Below are 18,920 nucleotides of genomic sequence, written 5' to 3' on the forward strand. Positions count from 1 at the left end.
CATGCCTAAAAAGCACTGGGATCGTTACTTATGAATACTGATCATAAAGACCTAAACCACATAGAAGAAGAGCAATTACCTATTGCAAAACATAAGCTCAAAGGATGGAGACATTTTTTAGGTTTATACGCAGGTGAACATGTTGCTGCTACTGAGTTTGTATTTGGCGCCACCTTTGTCGCACTTGGCGCAACCATGACGGATATTCTGCTTGGCTTGCTAATTGGTAATATTCTCGCCGTGCTGAGCTGGACACTAATCACAACTCCAATCGCTGTTGAAACACGCCTGAGTCTATATACTTACCTTCAAAAAATAGCAGGAAACTCAATGACCCGGTTATATAACTGGGCGAACGTCATAATCTTTACAGTAATATCTGCTGCTATGATCACCGTCTCTGCAACGGCTGTTCGCTTTGCACTTGATATTCCCGCGCAATTAAATTGGTATCCAACAAACGCATGGTTTGTCATGGTCGTTCTTGCCGTTGGCATTATCGTTGTATTGGTTGCCATGTATGGTTTTAACGCTGTATCGCAATTCTCCGGTATTTGTGCTCCGTGGTTATTTGTTATGTTCATCAGCGGTCCATTAGTACTCATGCCTGAACTTGCCAATTCGGTCATTGGTGAAACCTCAGTCTCGAGTTGGGGAGACTTCATGCACATTGGCAGTGTCTCCGTATGGACTGGGTTAGATGCCAATGGTGAGCCAGGTATAGGGCTATTAGAAGTCATCGGTTTTTCTTGGGCTGCGAACACCATCACTCACTTTGGTTTAATAGACATGGCTTTGCTACGTTACGCGAAGAAAAAAAGCTATGGTTTATGCACATCAGCGGGGATGTTATTTGGTCACTATATCGCTTGGATCTCTGCTGGTATTATGGGTGCGGGCACAGCTGTCCTGGTGAAAAAGTCTATTACGGAGCTAGATCCTGGTGATGTTGCGTTCCATGCTCTTGGGTTATCTGGGTTAGTTATTGTTATTGTTGCAGGCTGGACAACAGCAAACGCAAACTTGTACCGTGCAGGTCTTGCTGCACAAGCTATATTTAGTAACCTTTCGCGTACCAGAACGACATTTTTAGTGGGTATAGTTACTGTTTTAATTGCCTGCTTTCCATTTGTATTTACTAAGTTACTGCCACTTCTTACATACGCAGGGCTTTTAGTCGTACCTGTTGGCGCTATCGTTTTTGCTGAACACTTTTTATTTCCAAAAATTGGCCTAACTCGTTATTGGGTTACCTACAAAAAGCTTGAGCATAGCTCTGCGGCTGTTATTGCATGGGCACTTGGCCTAGTGTTCGGATTTACATTAAACGCAATCAATATAATCCCATTTTACTATCTTTTCTTACCAACTTGGGTATTCAGTATTGTCGTATATATTTTATTAGCAAAACGAAATGGAGCTGCGCAGAAGTATCCTAAAGAAGAAGCTGAACTGACTAATTTTGATAAAAAAGTAGAAAGATTTCACGCCGAGCAAGCAGCCAATGAACCAGCATTTATTCTTGATCAACGTCTGTTGACCAAAGTACTCACTGCGGTTGCTTGGTTAAGTTTAGGTATAACTGTCGTGCTAGCAGCAAATGCTATGTTCAACTCACCAGATGTTGCTTCCTATGAACACAATAGAACATTATTTTTCAATAGTGGATTCGCTTGTACCATCATTTACTTCGCGAGTGCGTATTGGGCTATGCAGCGTAGAAAACAATTTTCAGCCGTTTAACTGCTCGGGGGCAAAACATGAGCGCACTTTCTTTAAATAACTCAACACTGAGCTCTTTTCCTACATCTATATCAGTGCCGCGTTATAACCGACAATCACTAAAAGCCAGGATTGTCCATGTTGGTGTGGGCGGATTTCACCGCTCTCATCAAGCTTTCTATACTGATAACTACATCAACCATACTGGCGATCTAAGTTGGGGCATATGCGGTATAGGATTACGCGAGACTGATCGGGCTATTAAGCAATCTCTAGCAGCACAAGATTATCTGTATTCCCTATTGGTAAAGCACCCAAATGGCAAAACTGATGTGCAAGTAATTGGCTGTTTAACTGATTTTCTATTAGCGCCAGATGATCCAGAAGCTGTTATAAATAAAATGGCCGCTGAGGAAACCCAGATTGTTTCATTAACAATAACCGAAGGGGGTTATAACTATGATCCATCAACCGGCGAGTTCGATTTTTCAAACCCCGATATACAACATGACTTAGCAAACCCAAACAAGCCAAAGCTGATTTTTGGTTACCTTGCTGCTGCTTTAGAGCGCCGCAGAAAGAGTGGACAAAAACCGTTTACAGTTCAGTCTTGTGATAATGTTCAACACAACGGTGATGTGATACGTAAAATATTAGTTACTTACATTAGTTCATATGACTCAGAGCTTGCTGATTGGGTAGCAAACCAAGTTAGCTTTCCTAATGCAATGGTCGACCGTATTACCCCTGCAACCACTGATAAAGATATTGCTCTAGCAGAACAGCTGGGAGTGATTGATTCATGGCCTGTCACTTGCGAGCCTTTTCACCAATGGGTCATCGAGGATAAATTTTGTCAACAACGCCCAACTTGGGAGAAAGTAGGTGCGCAAATAGTCAATGATGTTACGCCTTATGAAACCATGAAAATTCGCTTATTAAATGCAAGCCATACTGTTTTGGGAATACTCGGGTCTTTGCGTGGCTATCAAACCATAGAGCAAACAATTTCAGATCCCTTATTTGCAACAGTGGTAAGCAGCTTCATGGATAACGAAGTAACACCGATTTTAGATGACGTGCCTGGTATTGATCTGAGTGATTATAAGCGAACGCTGATAACTCGATTTGCAAACCCTAACATCAAGGACAGCCTTGCAAGAATTTGCTCTCAAAGCGCAAGTAAAGTCTCCACGTTTTTAGTACCTACGATTGTAGAAAACCTTAAAATTGGTGGTAATAGTGCGATTGCTAATTTAGTGATTGCAGCTTGGTGCTTATACAGCGACACGCATTCGTCTCAACAAAGTCAGCCTTTAGAAGTTATCGATGATATGGCTGAAACATTACAGCAGGCAGCTCATGCATCACGAATTTCACCACTTGCTTTTCTTGAGCAACCGAGCATTTTCGGCTCAATTATCGAGAACGAGTCATTTTGTAATGAATATAAATATTACATCAGCAAACTTTATGCAGGAGTGGCAATTGAGCACATTATGGAAGCGTTGTTAAATAATTATAAGGCCAAATAGTATCAGGCAAAGTAAGTTTAAAAATAAAGAAACCGCCCTAATTAGGGCGGTTTCTTTTTGTATCACTTATTAAGGCATAGGATCGAGATCCGCACCTTCTTTTTCAATTACTTCTGGAATTAAGTCTTCTTTACTTACACCCATTGCAATTGCTACAGCTGAAGCAACATAAACAGATGAATAAGTACCGATGAACACACCAAATAGTAATGCCGTTGCGAAACCGTGGATCGTTTGACCACCCCAACCAAATAACGCAATCAATACTAGGATAGTGGTGATTGATGTTACTAGGGTACGGTTTAACGTTTGCGTTAATGAGATATCGATAATTTCAATCGTGTCATCAATACGCACTTTACGGAAGTTTTCACGGATACGGTCAGATACAACGATGGTATCGTTCAGTGAGTAACCTATTACCGCCAAAATAGCCGCAAGAATCGTTAAGTCAAACTCTAGGCCAAGTACTGAGAATAAGCCTAGTGTGATGATAACGTCGTGTAATAGTGCCGATACAGCACCGATCGCAAAACGCCATTCAAAACGAAACGCTACATAAATTAAGATACAGATAAGCGCAGTTAACATGGCAAGGCCACCCTGCTCTTTTAGATCTTCACCAACACTTGGGCCAACAAATTCGATACGACGCATTTCTACTGTCGACTCTACTTTTTGTAATGCCGTAATGATTTGGTTACCAATTACTTCTGCTTTCACGCCAGGACCTTGCGGAGCAAGACGCACTAAAATTTCTTTACTTGAGCCAAACAGTTGCACCGAGAAATCTTCAAAGCCACTTTCAGTGATTGCATCACGAACGTTTTTAAGATCAGGTGCTTGTGTAAAGCCTACCTCAACAGCGGTACCGCCAGTGAAGTCAAGACCAAAATTCAAGCCTTTAGTAAAAAACGACACGAAAGAAGCCAAAATCAACAAGGTTGATAATGTCATGGCAAACTTTCTTAACTTCATAAACGGGAGTGTTTTACCACCAAGTTTTAAAATTTGCATGTTGACTCCTAAATCGACAACTTATCAATACGTTTACCGCCAATGAATAAGTTGATTACCGCACGGGTACCAACAATGGCTGTAAACATAGAGGTGATAATACCAATCGCTAGCGTTACTGCGAAACCAGCAATAGGACCAGTACCCACTGCAAATAGGATCACTGCTGCGATAAGCGTTGTGATGTTAGCATCTAAAATTGTGCTAAATGCGCTGTCGTAACCAAAGTGAACGGCTTGTTGTGGACTACGGCCATCAGCAAGTTCTTCACGAATACGCTCGAAGATAAGTACGTTGGCATCAACGGCCATACCTACGGTTAATACGATACCAGCAATACCCGGTAGCGTTAACGCTGCACCTGGAATAAGCGACATCACACCCACAATTAATACTAAGTTTGCGCCCAGTGCCAAATTTGCCACCATGCCGAAACCTTTGTAATAGAAAAGCATAAATACAAGAACAAATACAAAACCAAGCACAACCGCTGTCATACCTGCTTCAATGTTTTCTTGGCCTAAGCTTGGACCTACTGTGCGCTCTTCAACGATTTGAATTGGCGCTACAAGTGCACCGGCACGAAGTAATAGGCTTAGATTATGTGCTTCAGCTGGGTTATCGATACCAGTAATACGGAATGAACGGTCAAGACGCGCTTGAATCGTCGCTACGTTAATCACTTCTTCAACTTTAATTGGTGGAAGTGTTTTACCGTTTTCATCTGTTTTACCTGATGGCTTGTATTCAATGAATACCGTTGCCATGCGTTTACCGATAGCACGCTTAGTGAACGCATTCATTTTTGCGCCACCTTTGCTGTCTAGCGTAATACTAACTTGTGGACGTTGATACTCATCCATACCTGATTGCGCGCCAGTGATGTGGCTACCTTCAAGAATGATGCGTTGCTTAAGTACCACAGGGTAACCTTCACGCGCCATGATCATTTCTGTACCTGGCGGTAAACGGCCTTGCAGGGCTGCACTAGCATCTGCATTTTCGTCAACTTCGCGGAACTCTAGGGTTGCTGTTGCACCCAGAATCTCTTTAGCACGCGCTGTATCTTGTACGCCCGGAAGTTGCACGATGATACGCTCAGCACCTTGACGCTGTACGTTAGGCTCTGCAACACCGATTTGGTTAATACGGTTACGGATAATTGTTTCGTTTTGTTTGATAGCGTAGTCACGAATTTCTTTAAGCTTTTGCTCGCTCATGCTGGCATAAAAAGCATTGTCGCTGCTGCTATCATCAACGTAAACGTTTAATGGGTAACGTGTTGATAAGAAACGCTCTGCTGCATCTTTATCTTCTTCGTTACGCATTTCAACACGTAATCGCTCACTGTTCGCTACACGGCGAATGGTGCGATAACGCAATTTTTCTTCACGTAAGTCACTTTTGAAATCTTGTTCCATTTGCTCAAGCTGAGTATCAACCGCCGTCGCCATGTCGATTTCCATAGTAAAGTGAACACCACCGCTTAAATCTAGGCCTAGTTTCATTGGGTTACCACCCAGTGACTTTAACCACTCTGGTTGAGCAGGTGCCATATTGATTGCAGAGATATAATCTTCACTAAGGGAATCACGCAGTAGATCTTGCGCTTTTAGTTGGTCTTCAACATTCTTAAAACGAACGAGGATTTGTCCGTCTTCAAGTTTGCTTGATTTAACAGTAACGTTATGTTCTTTGAGAGTCGCATTTACTTTATCGAGTACGCTGAGGTCAGCATCAGTACCTTTAGTGCCCGATACTTGTATGGCCGGATCTCGGCCATACAAGTTAGGAGAGGCATATAAAATACCAACGACTAACACTACTAGAACAAGTAAATACTTCCATAATGGAAACTTGTTTAACACGTGTGAGTCCTTATTTTTATTGTTATAGCGACTTCATAGTGCCTTTTGGCAATACTGCAGAAACAGCTGATTTTTGTACTGTTACTTCTGCTTGGTCGTTTAATGAAATCACGATGAAGTCTTTGTCATCAGCGATTTTAGCAATCTTACCTACTAAACCACCTTGCGTTAGTACTTCGTCGCCTTTCGCCATTGCGCCCATTAGTGCTTTATGCTCTTTTACACGCTTAGCTTGTGGACGGTAGATTAAGAAATAAAATACCAGACCAAAAATACCCAACATGATTAGCATTTCCATGCCACCACCTGCTGGTGCTGCACCTGCCGCACTTGCGTGGGCGTTTGAGATGAATAAACTCATTTCACTTCCTCTTTAATTTTTCTAAAAATTTAATCTGATGTATCTGCAAGCTCTGGCACTTCTTGGCCGCGGCGTGCATAAAAATCTGCAACAAATTCGTCTAGTTTGCCATTACTGATGGCATTACGTAAGCCTTCCATCACGCGTTGATAATAACGTAAGTTATGAATCGTGTTTAGACGTGCGCCTAAGATTTCATTACATTTATCAAGATGATGCAAGTATGCACGTGAATAGTTTTTACACGTATGACAATCACACTCAGGATCCAGTGGACCGGTGTCTGTTTTATGTACTGCATTACGGATTTTAACAATGCCGCCAGTTACGAATAAATGACCGTTACGAGCATTCCGTGTAGGCATTACACAGTCAAACATATCGATACCACGGCGAACCGCTTCTACTAAGTCTTCTGGTTTACCAACGCCCATTAAGTAACGAGGCTTGTCTTCAGGCATTTTGTAAGCACAGTGGTCAAGAATATTGATCATCTCGTTTTTCGGCTCACCAACCGATAAACCACCTAATGCATAACCATCAAAGCCGATTTCTTCTAGGCCTTTTTGTGATTGTGCACGAAGCTCAGGGTACATACCACCTTGGATAATACCAAATAGCGCAGCTGGGTTATCACCATGACCTTCTTTTGAGCGTTTAGCCCAACGAAGTGATAACTCCATAGAGTCTTTAGCTTCTTTTTCTGTCGCAGGGTATGGCGTACATTCGTCAAAAATCATCACGATGTCAGAACCTAAATCACGCTGAACTTGCATCGCTTTTTCTGGCGAAAGCATGATTTTTTCACCGTTAACTGGTGAACTGAACATCACGCCTTCTTCAGTGATTTTACGCATTGCGCCTAAGCTGAATACTTGGAAACCGCCTGAATCAGTTAGAATTGGACGATCCCAATTCATAAAGTCGTGTAAGTCACCGTGCTGCTTAATGATTTCTGTGCCAGGACGCAGCATTAAGTGGAAAGTGTTACCTAGGCAGATTTGTGCTCCAGTATCTTTCACTTCGTCAGGCGTCATACCTTTAACAGTACCGTAAGTACCTACCGGCATAAATGCTGGTGTTTCTACAACACCACGTTCAAAAATCAAGCGGCCGCGGCGCGCTTTACCGTCAGTGCGGTCTAATTCAAATTTCATATTATCCTCAGTGTCGGAAAAACAGTCCAACAAGCTATAATTTAACCGCTCGATTCTACCCTGTTTTCGGGTTTATTACTATAAATTGGGCTAAATTCGAAAATAAAAAGCCCAGTTAAAAAACTGGGCTTTTTATTGGGTATAAACTATTTTCGTTATTTGCGCGTTAAGAACATCGCATCACCATAACTAAAGAAGCGATACTGCTGCTCAATAGCCGTGTGATAAGCTCCCATTATGTTCTCTTGGCCTGCAAAGGCACTGACTAACATGATTAACGTTGATTCAGGTAAGTGGAAATTTGTCACCATGGCATCAACCACATTGAACTGATAACCCGGGTAAATAAAGATATCGGTATCACCAAAGTAAGTATCTAGTTTGCCGCCGTGCACTTTAGCAGCTGACTCTAATGAGCGAACTGAGGTAGTACCTACAGCAATGACACGCCCACCTTTTGCTTTAGTTTCGGCTACCGCTTTAACCACTTCATCTGGTACTTCGATGTACTCTGAGTGCATAACATGCTCATCAACTGAGTCAACGCGCACAGGCTGGAATGTACCTGCGCCCACGTGCAAGGTCACAAAGGCCATGTTAATGCCCTTGTCTTTTAAGGCTGCCATTAATTTATCATCAAAATGCAGGCCAGCTGTTGGCGCGGCTACGGCACCTGGCTTTTCACCATAAACTGTTTGATAGCGCTCACGATCTGACTCGTTATCAGGACGGTCAATATAAGGTGGTAATGGCATGTGACCGATGTCGTTTAGGATATCGAGTACATTTTCGTCTTTGGCAAACTCAAGCTCAAAAAGTTCGCCATGACGCGCAACCATGGTTGCTTCGGCTTTACCTTCAAGAATGATTTTTGAGCCTGGTTTTGGCGATTTACTAGCTCGCACATGCGCAAGCACACGGTGTTCGTCGAGTACGCGCTCAACTAGCACTTCAAGCTTACCGCCTGACTCTTTTTGCCCGAACATGCGAGCAGGGATCACTTTGGTGTTATTGAAAATTAATAGGTCATTTTCATTAACGAGCGATAAAATATCACTAAATACTTTATGCTCAACTTGGCCTGATGGGCCATCAAGCGTCAGTAAACGACTGCTAGTTCGATCTGCTTTAGGAAAACGAGCAATTAATTCATCAGGAAGGTCAAAGCTAAAATCAGCTACGCGCATAGAGCATATCTCTCATTAATAAAAACGCGCCAAGTTTACTCTGATACGCCCACCACCTCAAGCAAAGCCCTGCGTCAACTTGGTACTAGCTTAAAGGATTACAAACTTAAGTACTTATTAACCGCTTTTGGGTAAAGTTTGCTTGTAGATTAGGCAAAATGTCATTATTCTAGCTTATTCACTAAACATGGGTTAAGTAAGAGGTAGTAGCGCCATGGCAAAGCAGTTAAAGCTGCTAATTTTGAACGCGAGCGTTGCTGAGCGTGAAACAATTAAGACCACATTAAACAAGCTTAATGTCTTCACGTTTATCGAAGCCAGTGACTCTCAAGATGCGCTTAAAATTCTTAAAAGCCACCCGGTGGATATTATCATTACAGGCCTTGAGGTCGGTAAGATTGATGGTTGGCGCTTTTCGCGCATGATCCGTTCAGGGTTATTAAAAACACCAAAAAACACACCAATTTTACTTACCCCGCCAATCTATTGTGAACGTATAGCCGAAACCACGGCTCGCAGCTATGGCATTGATGCCGTATTGCCATTTGAGCGCCAAGATATGCTGCCGCAAGTGCTAGCCAACGTGTTATCAACTCACCTTGAAAAAAGTAGTCGCCTTAATTTATTACTACTTGAAACCGATAACCGTAAAGCAAAAGATATAAGCGAACAGCTAAAACTTAGCTTCGCGATAACCCATACCACGTCAACAAAAGCAACGCTTGCGACCTATCTGCAGCAAAAATTTGCCATTGTATTGATTGACGCCACCGAATCTCATTCTGATACCGCTGCTGGGCTAATTAGCGAAATACTGCAGCACAACCCAAAGCAAGCGATTGTAACCATCATTGATAACAATGATGCAGATTATGCAGAGCAGTTGTTGCTATCTGGCGTAACTGATTTTATTCGCGCCCCGTACGATCACTCGTTATTGAGTAAAGTGTGTGACCACGCTGCCCGTCGTGAAGATTTCATGGTGAGCTATGCAGAGTTTGCGCAAAAAGTAGAACAACTAAGCCAAAGTCAAAGCCGCTATAAAGAGTTGTTTTCTGCCCACCAACGTATTTTATTACACCTAAATACTGTGGTACTTGAGTTTAACCAAGAGGGTAATATTCGCTTTATTAACCCTGCTTGGGAGCATTTAACGGGCTATGGCATTAAGTCTAGTTTAGCAAAGTCATTAACTGACTTTTGTTTACCTGAGTGTAAAACAAAGCTACAAGATACTATTCAGCGTATTTTGCATGGTGGTGAGCAACAGCAACAGGTAGAGATCCAACTAAAACATAAAAATGGCAATGCCATTTGGGTTGAGTGTCGCTTACAGCTGATTAAAAACAGCCAAAACTCAGCAACTATTACCGCCACCATAGATAACATTCATGAGCGTAAGCAGGCAGAGCTACAACTTCGTCACTTAGCCTTGCACGATACGCTCACAGAGCTGCATAACCGTTATTACTTTGACCAACAATTACAACGTATTTGTAAAGCACAATACACCAGTAACGATACAGAGCACGCGCTGATTTATATCGATTTAGATCACTTTAAAATCATCAATGACAGTAAAGGTCACCAACAAGGTGACATTGTTTTAAAAGAAGTTGCCCAGTTATTCACTGCGAATATTAGTGATGAGCACTTAGTGTGCCGCATCGGTGGTGATGAATTTGCCGTGATCTTAAAAAATACTAACTTACTCGATGCACACTTGGTGGCAGAAAGTATTTGTATGGCGATTGAAAAGCACCGCTTTCATTCAGAAGGTCAAGAGTACTCAATTAGCTGTTCAATTGGTTTAACACAAATCACCGAACAAAATAACGACCCAAGTGAGTGTTTAAAACAAGCTGATATCGCCCTTTATGTAGCAAAAAGCTTAGGCCGTAACTTAGTACACTGTTATTCAAAAGAAGATAGTCATCACAATAGTTTACAAGCAGGTCTTGAATGGGGTCATAGTATTCGCCAAGCATTACAACATGATGCTATCGAACTGCACTATCAACCGATTTGGGACTTTAAACGCGGTCACGTCGCCTACTTTGAAGCACTACTGCGCTTAAAGCTTGATGATGAGCTTGTCTACCCTAATCAGTTTATTCCTGCTTTAGAGCTTTTAAACGACACCTTTTTGATGGACCAATGTGTTATTCGTAATGCCATTAAGAGCGTTGCCGAGTACCCAGAGCTTAACCAAGTCGCAATTAACTTATCAGCACAGTCGTTTTTAGATGAACGTTTACTGCCGCACATTGAATCGAGCTTAAAAGAATACAATGTTGAACCAACACGCATTATTTTTGAGATCACCGAGTCTGCGAGTATTAATAACCTAGTTGCAACCCGTGCCATGATCGAGCGTTTGAATGGCTTAGGCTGTCACTTCTCTATTGATGACTTTGGTACCGGCTTTAGTACCTTTAATTACCTTAAACAGTTACCGGCTCAACACGTAAAAATTGATGGTTCATTTGTTCGCGACATGTTGAACGACCCAATCGATTTAGCGCTTGTAAAAGCGATTAATGATATTAGCCGTTCGCTTGATAAGCGCTCTGTTGCTGAATATGTTGAAAACAAAGAAATCTTTTTAGCGCTAAAAGAAATTGGTATCGACTATGGTCAAGGCTACTTTATTGCCCGCCCAGTACCGGTTGAAAAAATTAGCGACGAGCTGAAAAAAATATCTGAAAATAATCTTTTTAACTAACAAATATCTAGCCTTAAAAAGCCTAAATTTAATACATTTTTAAACATTTTTTCTTAGTTTTTAAACTTCCATACTGACAATACTCATCTATACTTAAATCCACAGCAAGATAAAATGTCGTGTTTTTATAGTGATTATCTACAATAAACATGACATTACTTATTACATTAAACATACTGAGTATGACTTAACATCGTTAAGTCCATCTATTAGCGGTATAAAGGAGAAAAGTGATGACACAACTAATCGTTTTGTTGCTGATTGTGAATCTAGGGATAGCGTATCAATGTTACCGTAATGCGACCTTTAAGGGGTATCCAGTAAAAACATTTACAGGGCTAGGTTTAGTACCTTACTTTAATTTAGTCGTGTGGGTTTACTTGTTGTTTTTACCCGATTTAAAACCATTTTCAATGAATGAAAAGCAGCCACTTTAGGCTGCTTTTTTAGTTGGGAGAATTTAAAAACTATAAGTTGATGCTTTTTCGAGTAATTGCGCGGCTTTTATATCGCCAACCACACACTTTTTAATGTCTGACTTTTTAAATACTTTTACTTGCTCAGTTTTACCTTCGCTAACACCACGGATGATAAAGCTGACATGTTCATCGTTAGGCAGATTTCTTAAACCGCTACCATAATCACATAAAGTCAGTGATAAGCTCTTATCTACTTGCTTAGCTAAAGAAGCCAGCTGTTGCTTTTGCTCTTTAACACGAGCTTGTTTTTTCTCGGCTAACTCTTTGCGCATTTGTTGCTGCTTTTGTGATAACTTTTGCTGCTGCTTTTCAAGCTCTTTAATCGATGCTTGCAATGCTTGTTTGCGCTTCTCGAGCTCTTGCTCTTTGGCATCTTTATCGTGGCGACGGTCAAATTCAAGGTCGCGCTTTTCACGTTCAAGGTCGCGAATTTCACGGCTCACATCGCGTTCTTGCTCAGCCACTTCACGTACTCGTTCTGCGCTTTCGCGCATTACTTCCATAGCTTGCTGATAGGCTTCTTGCGTTTTCACGACTACTGCATCGCTGATCACTTGCACATGTTCGCCTAACACTTCGATTTCAGTTAGTTCTTCAAAGTCGATATCAGGCATAGGTGGCAGCGGCGCATCGGGTACAGAAGCAAACACTGTAGACCAGCGCGAACTGCCTCGTACATCAAAGCTAAACACCACACCTTGATGCTGCAAATAACTCGAAGACACATTTCTTACCTTGTTATCGGTATCTTGTTTTAACGCCGCTGAGAGGATTTTTTCCATAATCCCGACTTCACGCTGAATTTTATCTAATTCATCACTTGCTTGTGCCTGTAAGCTTACTGCTGTGCAAAGCAATAAGGCTGCCGTAGTTGATTTGTATTTTGACATTTTAATACTCCAAATTGTTGGCAACGGTTGGCAATGGTCCGCCGTCCACTTGCTCTGCTAAATCATTTAACTGCATACGTAAGTACGCTTGGTCTTGGGCGCGCTGCGTTTTGATATATGCAAGTACGCTGGCAATATCTTCTTGGCGCTCGACTCGCCCGGTTTTAATTGCTTCTTTGGCCAGTTGGTACATTTGTTGTTGCTGCACTTCGTTTTGCGCAGTAATGATGTTTTGCAACTGATCAATTTGCTTTTGTTGTGACTCTAGTAAATTGGTTTGCTTGGCCACTTGCTCAAGTAACTGCTGATTTCCTTGCTGTGGATTACTAACAAAAACCCATGCGCAAAATACAATGGAAGCAGCCACTGCCCACATTCCAGCACCAAAAAACAGACTCGTTTTTTGCACTTTCGGCATCGTAGACTCTCGATCCCAATTTGGTACGGGTACCGTTTCATAATGTTGACTTTGTTGTTGCCACTGCATTGCATTGTTCATCATTGATGCATACTCAGCATTGGCTTGTAGCAACGCAATTTGCTCTTCAGTGAGGCTTTCGCCTTCTAACCATGCGGTAAATAATGAATCTAAATTAGCCACCTACGGCCTCCAAATGCACTTTTAACTTACCAAGCGCACTGTATAGTCTTGATTTAGCTGTATTGGTCGAAATACCTAATTGCTCAGCGATTTCTTCAAACGTACAGTGCTGAAAAAACTTTAATTCCACCACCAAGCGTTGCTCCCAGGGTAAATTGTTCATCATTTCTTTGAGTTCATGATGCTGCTCAGATTGCAGTTGATTGGTTTCTAACTCACTATGCTCGCAGTTTTCTTCTGGTATACCATCTAAACCTTGATGCAGCTTACGGCGGCGGTAATATTCAACACTACGCCGGTGCACAATTTGATAGAGCCAAGTATTAAAACTCGATTCACCACGAAAGCTCGGCAAGCTTTTATAAACAGAAATAAACACTTCTTGCATTAAATCCATTGCATCATCAGGGTGACTTAACATCCTTAGGCAATAGTTATATACCTGTGTTTCGTGCTGCTTGACTAATTTCAACCACGCCCGTTTATTGCCCTGTTGCGCTTTAGCAATTAGTGTCTCAAGTGATTGAAAAAACACGCTAGCCTCGTCATCTGATCTGCCTTTAATGGTTTTGTTATTATGTTAGTCGAGGGAAGGAAAAAAATAGTTTGCTTAAATAATAAAAAACCCCAAATATTTTTTATTTGGGGTTTTTTTGTTCATTGACCGTCTAAGCTACACTGCTTATTAAGAAACAGCTCTAGCTGCTGGCTAAACAGCCTAAAGTCTCTGATCCGGCCTGTGGTTTTACGCCACACAATGCCAATATCTCGGTATGCATCGCCTTGTGATGGCGTAGCAACCATATCTTTTTTATCTAAAATACCGGCATTAATAGCCATTTGCGGTAAGAAAGTAACACCAAGCTGGTGTTCAACCATACTTAATAAGGTATGTAAGCTTGCCGCTTCAAATGGATTAATACAGCTTGAGCGATTCAAATGGCAGGCACTTAACGCGTGGCCTGTCATACAGTGCTCACGCTCTAGTAAGAACACACTCGCATCTGGTAATAGGTTAAAGTCTTCCACGCCATCTGCTGGTGTGTAATCTTTATGGTGCACTAGGCTGAACTGATCTTTAGCGAGTACTTGGGTATGAAACTTTTCAGTGTCATAAGGTAAAGCAAGTAATGCCATATCAATTTGGCCATGCTCAAGTTTATCGAGTAGCTTGTCACTGGTGTCTTCAACCAAAACTAACTCTAACTCGGTAAAGGTCTGTTTGCAGAAATGATATAAAGGCGCAGCAATAAAGCTGGCAATCGTCGGAATCACACCAAGCGTTAGTGTGCCACTTAAAGGCGTTAAAAAGCTTTTTGTCAGCTCTTTAAGGCTAAGGGTGTCGTCAATAATCTTACGTGCTTTTTCGACAACCTCTTCACCAATTGCGGTAAACATTAAGCTGCGGTTTTCACGCTCTATAAGCTGGCAACCTAAAGTTTCTTCTAAGTTTTGAATTGCACTACTTAAGGTTGATTGACCGATAAAACAGGCGCTTGCTGCGCGGCCAAAGTGTTGATGTTGGTGGACTGCTAATAAATACTGTAGTTGTTTAATACTTGGTAAGTTATTCATTCTCTACCTGCAAATAAAAAGACCCCAATACCTAAGGCATTGAGATCTTTTCAAGCTAAAAGTCTTTTAGTACTTTTTTATACCCCGAAGGCAGTTCTCAGTACATAGAAAATAACAATAGCAAGGGCTGCGCCAACTGGCAATGTAATTACCCAAGAAACTACAATGTTTCTTACAACACCCATGTTAAGTGCGGCAATACCGCGTGCCATACCTACACCTAAAACCGCACCTACAAGTGTTTGTGTCGTAGAGATAGGTAAACCAGTACCTGATGCGATAACAACAGTAGAAGCAGCAGCCAGTTCAGCAGCAAAACCACGGCTTGGTGTTAAGTGCGTGATACCTTCACCGATTGTTTTAATTACTTTCTTACCTAAAATAGCAAGACCAGCAACGATACCTAAACCACCTAGTGGTAAGATCCACCATGCGATAGCCGCTTTCTTAGCGATTTCACCGTTGTGCTCAACAATGTTTACAACAGCAGCTAGTGGACCAATTGCGTTAGCAACGTCGTTTGAACCGTGCGCGAAAGCCATACAACATGCCGTTAGTACCATAAGTACTGCGAACACTTTCTCAACGTTGTTGAACTGCATTGCTTTGTCAGCCTTAGGGTCAATTTTAAGGCGAGCAATCGCAATCTTACCGATGATAGCAACTACAACAGCAATCGCGATAGAAAGGGCATAACCTTCAACAGCACCTAAGTTGATACCAATGTGCTTTAAGCCTTTCTTGATTGTTACAAGCGACATGATGAAGCCCGCTAGGCCCATATAGATAGGCACGTAACGCTTAGCATTTTTAAGAGGTGCATCAGTGTCAAAAATTAGCTTTTGCGCACTCATGAAAATCAAATAAGCAATAAAACCAGAGATAGCAGGGGTAACAATCCAGCTACCTACGATACCCATTACCTTGTTCCATTGGATTGCTTCACTACCTACTGCAACCAATGCGAAACCAATGATGGCACCTATGATTGAGTGAGTCGTAGATACTGGCCAGCCTAAGAAAGAGGCAATTAATAACCAGCTACCTGCAGCGAATAACGCGGCAATCATACCGAGTATCATTAACTCAGGTATGTCCATAAACGGCGTGGCATCGATAATCCCTTTACGGATTGTAGATGTAACCTCACCACCGGCAAGGTATGCGCCAGCGAATTCAAACACCATCGCGATGATGATTGCTTGTTTAATTGTAAGTGCTTTTGAGCCTACTGATGTACCCATCGCATTGGCAACGTCATTTGCACCAATACCATAAGCCATGAAGAAACCGACTGCGGCGGCAGTTAAAACCAATAACGTGCCGTAATTTGCAATGATATCCATTGTGTGAACCTTTAATTTTTTTCGTGTTTGAACTGATTTTTAATTAACGAGCTAACATCAGCTCAAGACGAGAACCTACGCGCTCTGCAATATCTGCAAGCTCGCCTACCCACTCAATGATCTTGTATAAGAACATCACGTCAACAGGGTTAAGTTCATTTTCGATGGCGCGCAATTGACGGCGAATTTTGATCTGCATGTCATCCGTGTCTTGTTCAATAGCGTCCAATTCAACGAGCATTTTTTCAACTAAAGTCACTTCGCGACCTTTGAAGCCCGTTTCAAGCAGCTCATCTAGCTCATTGATTGCTTTTGACGCTTGTTTAGTCGCATCAACACAACGAGTTACATAAGCAAGGAAATCTGTTTGGATTTCGGTAGGTATGATCATCTCACGACCAACTACACGACCTGCGATATCTTTTGCTTTGTTAGCAATTTTGTCTTGTTGAGTAACAAGCTCTAGCAAATCGGTACGCTCAACTGGCATAAATAAGCCACGAGGTAGTTGAAGGCGGATGTTACGTTTCATTTCATCAGCTTCACGCTCTAAATTACGAATGTTTAGACGGATTTCTTCCGCTTCTTGCCATTCTTCTTTAAACACGTGATTAAAGAAAGGGATCAATGCTTTACTTGCTTGATGTACTTTCTTAATGTGATCTTCCATAGGCTTAATAGGTGATTTAGCAAAAACCCCTAAAAATGCATTTGTAGGCATAACTGACCCTTTATAAATTAGTATGCTTTGGCAGCTGCGAATTTTACAGCATTGTGTTCGATTGTGAACGCTTTTTCTGCCTTACATCACCAATAATAGACAAAGCGGCCAAAGGCCGCTCGGTTTAATAATGAAAAGTTGCGGTTAAATTTACAGCGACTTTTCGATATCTTCTTGAGATGTATGACGAATATCTTTGCCGTTAACAAAATAGATGATGTATTCAGCAATATTCTGGCAACGGTCGCCAATACGCTCTAATGAACGAACTGACCACACTAAATCCATAATTTTCGGGATTGAGCGTGGATCTTCCATCATATATGTCATAATTTGACGGGTAATTGCTTCGTATTCGCGGTCAACTTTGGCGTCTTCTTTATGTACTTCAAACGCACATTGCACATCCATACGTGCAAATGCATCAAGTACATCATGAAGCATTTTTGATACTTGGCGACCCATGTTTTCAATGTTCACCAGTAGGTCTTGCTGATCTTTAGTGAATGAGTCCAGCGCAACTTTAGCAATACGCTCAGCTTCATCACCAATACGCTCTAAATCGGCAATTGTTTTTGCAATAGCAATTACAAGACGTAAGTCACTCGCTGCCGGCTGGCGACGAGCGATAATGCGTGTACATTCTTCGTCGATGTTCACTTCCATTGCATTTACTTTATAGTCGTTTTCACGAACTTTTTGTGCAAGATCGGCATCACCATTACTAACAGCATCCAGTGCACTGTTTAGTTGTTGCTCAACTAAACCACCCATGTTTAATACATGGTTACGCACATTTTCAAGCTCTTCATTAAAGCGGCCCGAAATGTGTTTATTGATATTATGTTCCATTGTCTACCTCTATAAATTTCGTTTACGGTACCAAGTGACTTTATTGACTAACCGTAACGGCCTGTAATGTAGTCTTCTGTTTTCTTCTTGCTTGGTGTTGTAAATAACGTATTGGTATCTGAATACTCAATCAACTCACCCATGTACATAAACGCAGTTTGGTCTGATACACGAGCAGCCTGTTGCATGTTGTGAGTAACGATTACCACGGTAAACTTATTCTTTAAGTCGTTAATTAGCTCTTCGATAACTAAAGTAGAAATTGGATCTAGTGCCGATGTAGGCTCATCCAGAAGTAGTACTTCAGGCTCGATAGCAATTGAGCGAGCAATAACAAGACGCTGTTGCTGGCCACCCGATAGGCCAAATGCACTATCGTGTAAACGGTCTTTAACTTCATCCCATAACGCCGCGCCACGTAAAGATTGTTCAACCACTTCGTCTAGTTTACGCTTTTCTTTAATACCTTGTAAGCGTAGGCCATAAACGACATTTTCGTAGATTGATTTTGGAAATGGATTAGGACGTTGGAATACCATCCCGACATTTCTTCGTAGTGCAGCAACATCTACATTCTTATCATAGATATTGTGACCATGTAGTAAGATCTCACCATCGATACGACAGCTATCAACAAGGTCGTTCATACGGTTGATACAACGTAAAAGTGTTGATTTACCACAACCCGATGGACCGATAAATGCTGTTACCTGACCTTTTGGGATGTTCATATTTACGCCGCTAAGCGCTTGTTTATCACCGTAGTATAGATCTAAGTTTTTAATCTCTAACGCTGTTTGTTCTGCAGTTAGGTTATCTAAATCTAGCTTTGCCGCGCTTTTCGCTTGGTTTACTTGTGGTGCAACTGTAATCATCTCTGTCTA

General features: G+C 41.7%; 17 protein-coding genes. 4 read left to right on the forward strand and 13 right to left on the reverse strand.

Annotated features, from left to right (window positions below):
• Window positions 1-30: 30 nt before the first annotated feature.
• Both HUS62_RS08200 and HUS62_RS08205 read left to right on the forward strand, forming a co-directional pair.
• Entirely contained in the window at window positions 31-1,743 is a 1,713-nt protein-coding gene (locus tag HUS62_RS08200) for a cytosine permease (RefSeq protein ID WP_175079134.1), read from the forward strand.
• A gap of 17 nt (window positions 1,744-1,760) precedes the next feature.
• Window positions 1,761-3,257 (forward strand): mannitol dehydrogenase family protein, encoded by a 1,497-nt coding sequence (locus HUS62_RS08205; protein WP_175079135.1) that lies wholly within the window; start codon window positions 1,761-1,763, stop codon window positions 3,255-3,257.
• A 69-nt stretch (window positions 3,258-3,326) separates the two neighbouring features.
• On the opposite strand, the gene secF is transcribed toward HUS62_RS08205, so the two are convergent.
• The 5 genes from secF to queA all read right to left on the reverse strand — a co-directional run bounded on the left by secF (window position 3,327) and on the right by queA (window position 8,847).
• Window positions 3,327-4,274 (reverse strand): protein translocase subunit SecF, encoded by a 948-nt coding sequence (gene secF, locus HUS62_RS08210; protein ID WP_175079136.1) that lies wholly within the window; start codon window positions 4,272-4,274, stop codon window positions 3,327-3,329.
• Window positions 4,275-4,282: 8 nt separating this feature from the next.
• A complete protein-coding gene (secD, locus tag HUS62_RS08215; RefSeq protein WP_175079137.1) occupies window positions 4,283-6,142 on the reverse strand; it encodes a protein translocase subunit SecD in 1,860 nt (619 codons plus the stop codon).
• A gap of 22 nt (window positions 6,143-6,164) precedes the next feature.
• Complete coding sequence (yajC, locus tag HUS62_RS08220) at window positions 6,165-6,503, reverse strand: preprotein translocase subunit YajC (protein ID WP_054563539.1); 339 nt, start codon at window positions 6,501-6,503, stop codon at window positions 6,165-6,167.
• A 29-nt stretch (window positions 6,504-6,532) separates the two neighbouring features.
• Complete coding sequence (gene tgt / locus HUS62_RS08225; protein WP_058583935.1) at window positions 6,533-7,660, reverse strand: tRNA guanosine(34) transglycosylase Tgt; 1,128 nt, start codon at window positions 7,658-7,660, stop codon at window positions 6,533-6,535.
• Between the two features lie 155 nt (window positions 7,661-7,815).
• The gene (queA, locus tag HUS62_RS08230; protein WP_063528499.1) at window positions 7,816-8,847 is read right to left on the reverse strand and encodes a tRNA preQ1(34) S-adenosylmethionine ribosyltransferase-isomerase QueA; all 1,032 of its coding nucleotides are present in this window, start codon (window positions 8,845-8,847) and stop codon (window positions 7,816-7,818) included.
• 214 nt (window positions 8,848-9,061) lie between these two features.
• Here queA and HUS62_RS08235 point away from each other — a divergent pair, with 214 nt between their 5' ends.
• Together HUS62_RS08235 and HUS62_RS08240 are read left to right on the forward strand one after the other, a co-directional pair.
• Window positions 9,062-11,572, forward strand: a complete 2,511-nt coding sequence (locus HUS62_RS08235; RefSeq protein WP_175079138.1) for an EAL domain-containing protein — start codon at window positions 9,062-9,064, stop codon at window positions 11,570-11,572.
• A 233-nt stretch (window positions 11,573-11,805) separates the two neighbouring features.
• Window positions 11,806-12,009, forward strand: a complete 204-nt coding sequence (locus HUS62_RS08240; RefSeq protein ID WP_054563535.1) for a hypothetical protein — start codon at window positions 11,806-11,808, stop codon at window positions 12,007-12,009.
• Between the two features lie 23 nt (window positions 12,010-12,032).
• Here the strand turns inward: HUS62_RS08240 and HUS62_RS08245 are convergent, their stop codons facing one another.
• The 8 genes from HUS62_RS08245 to pstB all read right to left on the reverse strand — a co-directional run bounded on the left by HUS62_RS08245 (window position 12,033) and on the right by pstB (window position 18,911).
• Window positions 12,033-12,941, reverse strand: coding sequence for a hypothetical protein (locus tag HUS62_RS08245; RefSeq protein ID WP_054563534.1), 909 nt, complete (start codon window positions 12,939-12,941; stop codon window positions 12,033-12,035).
• Between the two features lies 1 nt (window position 12,942).
• Complete coding sequence (locus HUS62_RS08250; RefSeq protein ID WP_054563533.1) at window positions 12,943-13,542, reverse strand: hypothetical protein; 600 nt, start codon at window positions 13,540-13,542, stop codon at window positions 12,943-12,945.
• Window positions 13,535-14,077 (reverse strand): RNA polymerase sigma factor, encoded by a 543-nt coding sequence (locus HUS62_RS08255; protein WP_175079139.1) that lies wholly within the window; start codon window positions 14,075-14,077, stop codon window positions 13,535-13,537. The genes HUS62_RS08250 and HUS62_RS08255 overlap by 8 nt, the downstream gene beginning before the upstream one ends.
• Before the next feature lie 122 nt (window positions 14,078-14,199).
• The gene (locus tag HUS62_RS08260; RefSeq protein ID WP_055020908.1) at window positions 14,200-15,117 is read right to left on the reverse strand and encodes a hydrogen peroxide-inducible genes activator; all 918 of its coding nucleotides are present in this window, start codon (window positions 15,115-15,117) and stop codon (window positions 14,200-14,202) included.
• A 77-nt stretch (window positions 15,118-15,194) separates the two neighbouring features.
• Window positions 15,195-16,463, reverse strand: a complete 1,269-nt coding sequence (locus HUS62_RS08265; RefSeq protein WP_175079140.1) for an inorganic phosphate transporter — start codon at window positions 16,461-16,463, stop codon at window positions 15,195-15,197.
• Between the two features lie 43 nt (window positions 16,464-16,506).
• A complete protein-coding gene (locus HUS62_RS08270) occupies window positions 16,507-17,184 on the reverse strand; it encodes a TIGR00153 family protein (RefSeq protein WP_054552477.1) in 678 nt (225 codons plus the stop codon).
• 150 nt (window positions 17,185-17,334) lie between these two features.
• Window positions 17,335-18,036: a phosphate signaling complex protein PhoU gene (phoU, locus tag HUS62_RS08275; protein WP_054563528.1), complete on the reverse strand. Its 702-nt coding sequence runs from the start codon at window positions 18,034-18,036 to the stop codon at window positions 17,335-17,337.
• A 47-nt stretch (window positions 18,037-18,083) separates the two neighbouring features.
• Complete coding sequence (pstB, locus tag HUS62_RS08280; protein ID WP_054552475.1) at window positions 18,084-18,911, reverse strand: phosphate ABC transporter ATP-binding protein PstB; 828 nt, start codon at window positions 18,909-18,911, stop codon at window positions 18,084-18,086.
• Between the last annotated feature and the right edge of the window lie 9 nt (window positions 18,912-18,920).

The sequence above is a fragment of the Pseudoalteromonas sp. 0303 genome, assembly GCF_013349995.1.
Lineage (GTDB): Bacteria > Pseudomonadota > Gammaproteobacteria > Enterobacterales > Alteromonadaceae > Pseudoalteromonas.

Coding starts and splice junctions, on each gene's coding strand:
- HUS62_RS08200 (WP_175079134.1), top strand. CDS start 31: ATGAATACTGATCATAAAGACCTAAACCACATAGAAGAAGAGCAATTA.
- HUS62_RS08205 (WP_175079135.1), top strand. CDS start 1,761: ATGAGCGCACTTTCTTTAAATAACTCAACACTGAGCTCTTTTCCTACA.
- secF (WP_175079136.1), bottom strand. CDS start 4,274: ATGCAAATTTTAAAACTTGGTGGTAAAACACTCCCGTTTATGAAGTTA.
- yajC (WP_054563539.1), bottom strand. CDS start 6,503: ATGAGTTTATTCATCTCAAACGCCCACGCAAGTGCGGCAGGTGCAGCA.
- tgt (WP_058583935.1), bottom strand. CDS start 7,660: ATGAAATTTGAATTAGACCGCACTGACGGTAAAGCGCGCCGCGGCCGC.
- queA (WP_063528499.1), bottom strand. CDS start 8,847: ATGCGCGTAGCTGATTTTAGCTTTGACCTTCCTGATGAATTAATTGCT.
- HUS62_RS08235 (WP_175079138.1), top strand. CDS start 9,062: ATGGCAAAGCAGTTAAAGCTGCTAATTTTGAACGCGAGCGTTGCTGAG.
- HUS62_RS08240 (WP_054563535.1), top strand. CDS start 11,806: ATGACACAACTAATCGTTTTGTTGCTGATTGTGAATCTAGGGATAGCG.
- HUS62_RS08245 (WP_054563534.1), bottom strand. CDS start 12,941: ATGTCAAAATACAAATCAACTACGGCAGCCTTATTGCTTTGCACAGCA.
- HUS62_RS08260 (WP_055020908.1), bottom strand. CDS start 15,117: ATGAATAACTTACCAAGTATTAAACAACTACAGTATTTATTAGCAGTC.
- HUS62_RS08265 (WP_175079140.1), bottom strand. CDS start 16,463: ATGGATATCATTGCAAATTACGGCACGTTATTGGTTTTAACTGCCGCC.
- HUS62_RS08270 (WP_054552477.1), bottom strand. CDS start 17,184: ATGCCTACAAATGCATTTTTAGGGGTTTTTGCTAAATCACCTATTAAG.
- phoU (WP_054563528.1), bottom strand. CDS start 18,036: ATGGAACATAATATCAATAAACACATTTCGGGCCGCTTTAATGAAGAG.
- pstB (WP_054552475.1), bottom strand. CDS start 18,911: ATGATTACAGTTGCACCACAAGTAAACCAAGCGAAAAGCGCGGCAAAG.